This window comes from Bacillus sp. JJ783, from assembly GCF_036963225.1.
In the GTDB taxonomy this organism is placed as follows: Bacteria; Bacillota; Bacilli; order Bacillales; family Bacillaceae_G; genus Bacillus_A; species Bacillus_A cereus_U.
Genome location: NZ_JBALMG010000067.1, coordinates 12,073 through 19,919 on the forward strand (window position 1 = coordinate 12,073; position 7,847 = coordinate 19,919).

Here is a 7,847-nt window from a genome sequence, read left to right on the forward strand (position 1 = left end):
TGGTATGAATTTAGGTTTTTTATTTAGGCTAATAAGTAGGTGATGATATATGAAAATCAAAAAAGTATTAAACAATAACGTAGTCTTAGTAGAAAATGATAATAATACAGAAATGATTGTCATGGGTAAAGGTATTGCTTTCCAAAAAAAATCGGGCGAAGATATTGATCCTTCCCAAGTTGATAAAACATTTGTTTTAGAAGCAAAAGGTTTAACAGACAAATTAGCCCATCTCATTAACGAAATTCCATCCGAACATTTGGATTTATCGGATGAAATTATCACCTACGCTAAATCAAAGTTACCTGGAAAAATTGGTGATAATATTTATCTTACCTTAACCGATCATATTAGTTTTTCAATTTCTCGCTTTCAACAAGGTTTCATACTCAAAAACGCGTTGCTTTGGGAAGTAAAGAAATTCTATCGTAATGAATATGAAGTTGCCTTACACGCATTACAAATCATTGAAAAGAAAACTGGTTATAAGCTACCTGAGGATGAAGCTGGTTCGATTGCTCTTCACCTCATTAATGCTCAACAAAACCAAAATGATATGGAAGACACGATGAATATGACGAAAATGGTAAATGATGTTCTTACTATCGTTAAATATCATTACGGTTTAGAGCTAGATGAAAATTCAATTAATTATAGTCGCTTTGTTACTCATTTAAGATATTTTGCCTATAGATTGACTCATAATCAATCTACTATTGAAGGTGAGAAAGAATTATATGAACAAGTAAAGGCAAAATATCCTGAAGCTTATCAATGTACCCAAAAGGTAAAAGCTTATATTGAGTCTACTTATGGTAAAAAACCAAACAAAGATGAAATGCTTTATTTAATGCTTCACATTAACCGTATTACATCACGAGAAAAACATAATAATTGAACCACAGGATTGTGACTGTTCGGCAGGCAAAACCTGAGTTGACTTTTCTTATTCGAGTTCATTATTTCGAATAAGAAAAATCAACTCAGGTTTTTTTTATAAAAATAAAATTAAAGGAGTGCTATAAATGAGCTATACAAGCTTAGCTAAAGAAATTCTCCAACATATTGGTGGAGAGAATAACGTCAATAGTTTAGAACATTGTGCTACACGCTTACGCTTTAAAGTAAAAGACAGCAACAAAGTAAATAAAGAAGTATTAGAAAATGTAAAAGGTGTTATTAGTGTTGTTCAAACTGGTGGCCAACAACAAGTAGTAATTGGTAGCCATGTTTCTGATGTATTTAAAGAAATTAATAAAATTGGTAACTTCTCAAAAGATGCTAATGAAACATCTGAAGAAAAAACATCGCTTTCTGGAAAAATATTTGAATTAATTTCTGGTACGTTTACTCCATTACTAGCACCGCTTGCCGGAGCAGGTATGCTGAAGGCTCTTTTAGGCGTATTAGTCATGTTTGATTTGTTATCAAATCAAAGTGGTACGTATGCTATTTTATCTGCCGCTGGTAATGCTATTCTATACTTCTTACCTATTATGATAGGTTTTACTTTAGCTACGAAATTAGGAGCTAACCCATACATGGGTGGTATTATCGGAGCCGCTCTATTAGAACCCAACTTTACAGCTTTATTAGCTAATGGAGATACAAGCTCATTCCTAGGAATACCAGTTATCTTGATGGACTATTCTTCTCAAATCGTACCATCATTTATCTCAGTACTTATTTACGCTCAATTAGAGAAATTCTTGAAAAAAGTTATATACAAAGATTTACAAATGTTCTTAGTACCAATGCTTTCATTAATGATTATCGTACCATTAGCTGCTATCGCATTCGGTCCTTTTGGAACCTATGTAGGTAAAACGGTTGCTACAGGAATTAATTTCTTAAGTGAACATAGCGGACTATTAACTGGGGCTGTTGTTGGTGGTACCATGGTTTTCCTTATTATGTTTGGATTACATTGGGCTCTTGTTCCAATGAGTATCGAAAACTTAATGAACGGTGGAGACCCAATCGACCCAATGTGGGCTGCAAGTACATTCGCTCAAACGGGTATCGCACTAGGTATCTTCTTAAAAACAAAAAACAAAGAAACAAAATCTCTTGCTGGTTCAACAGCATTAACAGGGATACTTGCAGGTGTAACAGAACCAATTCTATACGGGTTAATTGCAACTCATAAACGTACATTAAAATATGTTGTTATTGTCGGAGCGATTGGTGGTGCTTTCATTGGGGCATTTAAAGCTGAAAACAATGCCTTTGCCCTTCATTCTATATTTACACTAAGTGGTACAACGACACCATGGCTTCCATACTTCTTAATGATTATCATGACAGTAGGGGGAGCAGCAGCCTTAACATATTTCTTAGGTTACGAGAATAAAGAGGAACTACAAAATACAGAAACATCTAAAGAACCTGGTGCAACGGTTGTAAAAAAAGAAGGAATTGTAAGTCCTTTAACAGGAACCATTACTCCTTTAAACCAAGTAAAAGATGCTGTATTTGCATCTGAGGCAATGGGAAAAGGGATTGCGATTGAGCCAACTGTTGGTGAAGTCCATTCACCAGTAAACGGTGTCATTACAACGCTCTTCCCTACTGGACATGCTGTTGGTATTACATCAGATGATGGAGCAGAAATTCTTATTCATATTGGAATTGATACGGTTCAATTAGAAGGGAAATATTTCAATGCACATGTGAAAACGGGTGACAAAGTAACAAAAGGGAAACATTTAATCGACTTTGATATGGAAAAGATTAAAGAGGCTGGCTACCTTGTAACAACACCTGTAATTATTACAAATACTGCACAATATACGGATATCATTGAAACAACTAAAGGACAAATTACTAAAAATGAAGATTTACTAACTCTAATATTTTAATAATATCTAGCTGATTGGGAATGAACTATGCTTATTCCCAATTGGTTGAACATATTTTGGAGGGACAAATAATGTTGAATAGCTTCTCGAAACCGTTTCCAAAAGACTTTTTATGGGGTGGTGCAACGGCAGCAAACCAAATAGAAGGTGCATACCAAGAAAGAGGAAAAGGCCTTTCTACAGCAGACGTATTACCACATGGTGTTTTTAGCCCACAAGATTATTCAATGGAAGGCTATTATCCTTACCACACTGCAATTGATTTTTATCACAACTATAAAGAAGATATCGCCCTTTTTGCTGAAATGGGCTTTAAATGCTTCCGTATGAGTATTGCGTGGACTCGTATTTTCCCAAATGGTGACGAATTAGAACCAAATGAAGAAGGTTTAAAATTTTACGATGACGTATTTGCTGAGTTAGCCAAATATAACATTCAGCCTATTGTTACCATTTCTCACTATGAAATGCCACTCGCTTTAGTGAAAAATTATGGTGGTTGGAAAAACCGTAAACTTATAGAATTTTATGAGCGTTTTGCTAGAACTCTTTTTACTCGCTACAAAGATCAAGTAAAATATTGGATGACATTTAATGAAATTAATTTTGTTATCCATGCCCCATTTACTGGCGGTGGACTTGAGTTTGAGGAAGGAGAAAATGTAAAACACACACAATATCAAGCGGCTCATCACCAATTTGTTGCCAGTGCTCTAGCAGTAAAAGCAGGTCATGAGCTTATTCCGGATAGCAAAATTGGTTGTATGCTTGCCTATGCTCCAACTTATCCTTATTCTTGTAATCCAGAAGATGTGTGGACAGCCATGATGTTAGATCGTGAAACAGTGTTTTTCACAGATGTGCAAGTACGTGGATACTATCCTTCCTATACGGAGCGCTACTTTGCTGAACATAATATTACAATTAAAATGGAGCCTAGTGATGAAGAAATTCTTCGTACTCATAAAGTAGACTATTTAGGCTTCAGTTATTATAACAGCGGTACGGCCTCTGCAACTCCTGAAGAACATAAGGCTTCTGATGGTAACTTACAATTAGGAGGCGTAGAAAACCCATACTTAGAAGCATCCGAATGGGGATGGGAAATCGATCCGAAAGGCCTTCGAATTGCTTTAAATACGTTATACGACCGTTACCAAATTCCTTTATTTATCGTTGAAAGTGGTTTTGGTGCTGTTGATATTTTAGAAAATGAGTCCGTAAATGATGATTACCGTATTAGCTATTTCCGTGACCATATTGCTGAAATGAAGGAAGCTATCGCTGATGGTGTTGACTTAATCGGTTATACTACATGGGGGCCTATTGACCTTGTAAGTGCTTCTACTGCTGAAATGAAAAAACGTTACGGCTTTATCTATGTAGATAAGGATAACGGAGGTAATGGAACATTAAAACGTTACAAAAAGAAAAGCTTCAACTGGTACAAACAAGTCATTGCTTCTAATGGTGAAGATTTAAATTAAGAATGTATAAAGGATGGTCTTAATCAAAGATTGATTAAGACCATCCTTTTATATTTGGTATCTTTAGTAATTTTGTTTTGAATATCCAAACATACGATTCATGTATAATTCTTATATATTTTTATAATCTGACTCATGGATTTTTTCAAGCAAACAGCGTTTAATTTCAATCAATCAAACAATTAATTCATTTTTTGAATACTTTCATTACCTTGTTATATTACATGAAGATTCAATCTATTCTGTGGCATCAATATTGTCATCGTAAATAATTACTATTTAATCTAAATCCTTATTTTATCATTTTAGCTAAGAAGACTCCTTCCTCAAGGAACGCGAAGTGAGTAGGTGGGAGATGAATTGGCTTCGGACAAAGGATGGCAGGAAGCCATCTTAATTGTTCGACATACATAAAGTATTACTTCACTACATATCGAATGTATGTTTGTTGTATAATAGCTACATATCGAAATGGAGGTGAAATGAATGATGATCAATAAAGCATATAAATTTCGTATCTATCCAAATAAAGCACAAGCGACCCTAATCAATAAAACAATTGGTTGTTCTCGTTTTGTATTCAATCATTTCCTATTTCTATGGGATAATGCATACAAAGAAACAGGAAAAGGTTTGACATATGGTACATGCTCTGCCAAACTTCCTGCCATGAAAAAAGAGTTTGTTTGGCTAAAAGAAGTGGATAGTATTGCAATTCAGTCGTCTGTTCGCAACCTTGCGGATGCTTATGCACGCTTTTTCAAAAAACAAAACAGTGCACCCCGTTTCAAATCTAAGAAGAACAACGTACAATCTTATACCACAAAACAAACAAATGAAAACATTGCTGTTATAGGAAATAAAATTAAATTGCCAAAACTAGGTCCTGTTCGATTTGCCAAAAGTCGTGAAGTAAATGGACGTATTTTAAATGCTACAGTTAGGCGGAACCCTTCTGGTAGATATTTTGTGTCACTATTAGTTGAAACAGAAGTGCATGAACTTCCGAAAACAAATTCTTACATTGGAATGGATGTAGGACTAAAAGATTTTGCCATTTTGTCAGATGGAACAACCTATAAAAACCCGAAGTTTTTTCAATCATTAGAAGAGAAGTTGGCTAAAGCACAGCGTGTTCTTTCCAGAAGAACGAAAGGATCTTCTCGCTGGAATAAACAGCGAGTAAAGGTAGCTAGAATTCATGAATACATGACAAATGCTAGAAAAGATTACTTGGACAAAATCTCAACTGAAATCATCAAAAACCACGATGTTATCGGTATAGAGGATTTGCAAGTATCGAATATGTTAAAAAATCATAAGTTAGCAAAAGCAATTAGTGAGGTATCCTGGTCACAGTTTCGAGCCATGTTGGAATACAAAGCAAAATGGTACGGCAAACAAGTCATTGTCGTATCGAAAACATTTGCTTCAAGCCAATTATGTTCTTTTTGTGGATATCAAAACAAAGACGTTAAAAATCTAAACCTACGTAAATGGGACTGCCCTTCTTGTCTTACGCAGCATGATAGAGATATTAACGCAAGTATCAATCTAAAGAATGAAGCGATAAAGCTTCTAACCGCAAGGACTGTGGAGCTAGCCTAATAAATTAGAGTTCGATAGAACTCCTTACTTAGGAATCCCCCTCTTCTAAACGAAGTGAAAGTGGGGGTAGTTCAATAAGGTAGGAAAATAATAATAGAGAAATCCCAATACGCCAGAAATACTCAGTCTAAAACATTTTTTTAATTAAACACTTAGACGACCTAGTAATAGTAATAAAACTCGAATAATTAAACAACTGGATAATACAGACGCTAATAAATATGTGTATTGTTACGATGAATTTATACAATATAAAAATTCCACTGCACCGAATGTCTTTTAAGGATATACAAATACAGACAATTCGTGAAATAAAAGCTTGGTTTAGTATTCTTATAGGTATTTTTTAGATGCTTTAGAGGAAATCGTAAAAGCATTAGGGATGAATATATAAATTGAAGTCCCGGTGAAATCACATGACCAAACAAAAGGCTGGTTAAGCTTTAATACTCAAGATTTCAAGGTGAAGACAAAGGTAAGATATAATCACCATTTTATATTTGACGTAAATGTAAAAATGAAAATTGGAATTACAGAAAGACTTTTCCCATTCGATGTAAGACAGGACAGAGTACAACTGCAAAAAAACATTGAAACGAAACTAAACAGCGATTTCAGGCGCCTAATAAAGAAAATACAGGCCGCTAAAATTGACCCTATTGGACTTGGTGTGTATGCAAGAGCCTATACGTATCCAGAGTGGAAAAAGGCCCAAGATCAATGGGGGAAAACCTTTTCTAAAGCTGATGTAAACGTTAAGGTAAGTGTGACAATTGAAGGGATGGGGACGATTAAGTAATGTTAAGCCAATGATATTCTATTTTGAAAAGAGGTTAATTTATTTTGCACAAAATAAAACCCTAGTTTCCTAGGATAATGGGTATAACATCCCGATTTAATCGAGCGTGTATATAATTAATCAAAACAGTTAAATAGTAAATATTTACCGAAAATAGAGCAGCTAACAAAAGCTAACTGCTCATTCATAATAAATTTAGGGTTCTGTTGCAAAGTTTTCTAATTGAAGCTACACTCTAGAAATAAGTAGCGAGGAGAATCACAAATGCGATATTTTAAAGGGAAACAGTTCAAACAAGATATTATTTTGGTAGCGGTCGGCTACTATTGTCGTTTTGCTTTAAGCTATCGTGATGTCTCTGAAATTCTGAAAGAACGTGGTGTTTCGACCATCTCACAACCATTATGTGCTGGGTTCATGAATATGGGAGCTTGATTTATCAAATTTGGAAGAAGAAAACGAAAAATACCCACATGTCTTGGAAACTAGATGAAACCTATATAAAAGTCAAAGGGAAATGGTGTTATTTATATCGTGCGATTGATATAGAAGGGCACACATTGGATATTCAACTTCGTAAAAAACGAGATTATCAGGCCGCTTATGCTTTTATGAAAAGACTAGTGAAAATGTTTGGAGAACCAACGGTTCTCACTACAAATAAGGCGCCCGTATTACTTTGTACGTTCAAGAAATTACGATAAAAGGAATCGAAACCGTTCATGTACTATACAAACAAAGGCGAAGTCTTCAAACAGACTCCGCCTTTTCGGTGTATCATGAATTACAACAATTACTAGTATCCTCATAATATTTCCTCATACATTCATGCCTCTGTTTATTTCTTGAAAAACTTTGCAACAGAACCTTTATAAAATATGTATTTATTTTTATTAGATAATAATATTAAATGATAATATTTCACATTGTTAAAAAATATATCTTATTACACTATGATTCCCCTCGATTCTCATGCAATTATGCATATGCAAATATAGGGAAACGGTATGTGAAATATTATTATGTTATAGTATTAAAGCTTTTTATGTGTCTAATTTTCCCATTAAATTAGAATAATTACATTTTGAAGAT

4 protein-coding genes and 2 pseudogenes are annotated in these 7,847 nt (G+C 34.4%); all 6 read left to right on the plus strand.

The window, feature by feature from the left end:
* Positions 1 to 49: 49 nt before the first annotated feature.
* Positions 50 to 898, plus strand: coding sequence for a BglG family transcription antiterminator LicT (gene licT, locus V7038_RS15010; protein WP_204208985.1), 849 nt, complete (start codon positions 50 to 52; stop codon positions 896 to 898).
* A 127-nt stretch (positions 899 to 1,025) separates the two neighbouring features.
* On the plus strand, positions 1,026 to 2,861 hold the full coding sequence (locus V7038_RS15015; RefSeq protein ID WP_335470711.1) for a beta-glucoside-specific PTS transporter subunit IIABC: 1,836 nt from the start codon (positions 1,026 to 1,028) through the stop codon (positions 2,859 to 2,861).
* A gap of 71 nt (positions 2,862 to 2,932) precedes the next feature.
* A complete protein-coding gene (locus V7038_RS15020) occupies positions 2,933 to 4,348 on the plus strand; it encodes a 6-phospho-beta-glucosidase (RefSeq protein WP_438825112.1) in 1,416 nt (471 codons plus the stop codon).
* Positions 4,349 to 4,834: 486 nt separating this feature from the next.
* Positions 4,835 to 5,956 carry an IS200/IS605 family element RNA-guided endonuclease TnpB gene (tnpB, locus tag V7038_RS15025; protein WP_335470714.1) on the plus strand — a complete coding sequence of 374 codons (1,122 nt, stop codon included), beginning with the start codon at positions 4,835 to 4,837 and terminating at the stop codon, positions 5,954 to 5,956.
* Positions 5,957 to 6,350: 394 nt separating this feature from the next.
* Positions 6,351 to 6,755: pseudogene (locus V7038_RS15030) on the plus strand (Ger(x)C family spore germination C-terminal domain-containing protein); the annotation flags it as partial.
* 264 nt (positions 6,756 to 7,019) lie between these two features.
* Positions 7,020 to 7,456: pseudogene (locus V7038_RS15035) on the plus strand (IS6 family transposase); the annotation flags it as partial.
* Between the last annotated feature and the right edge of the window lie 391 nt (positions 7,457 to 7,847).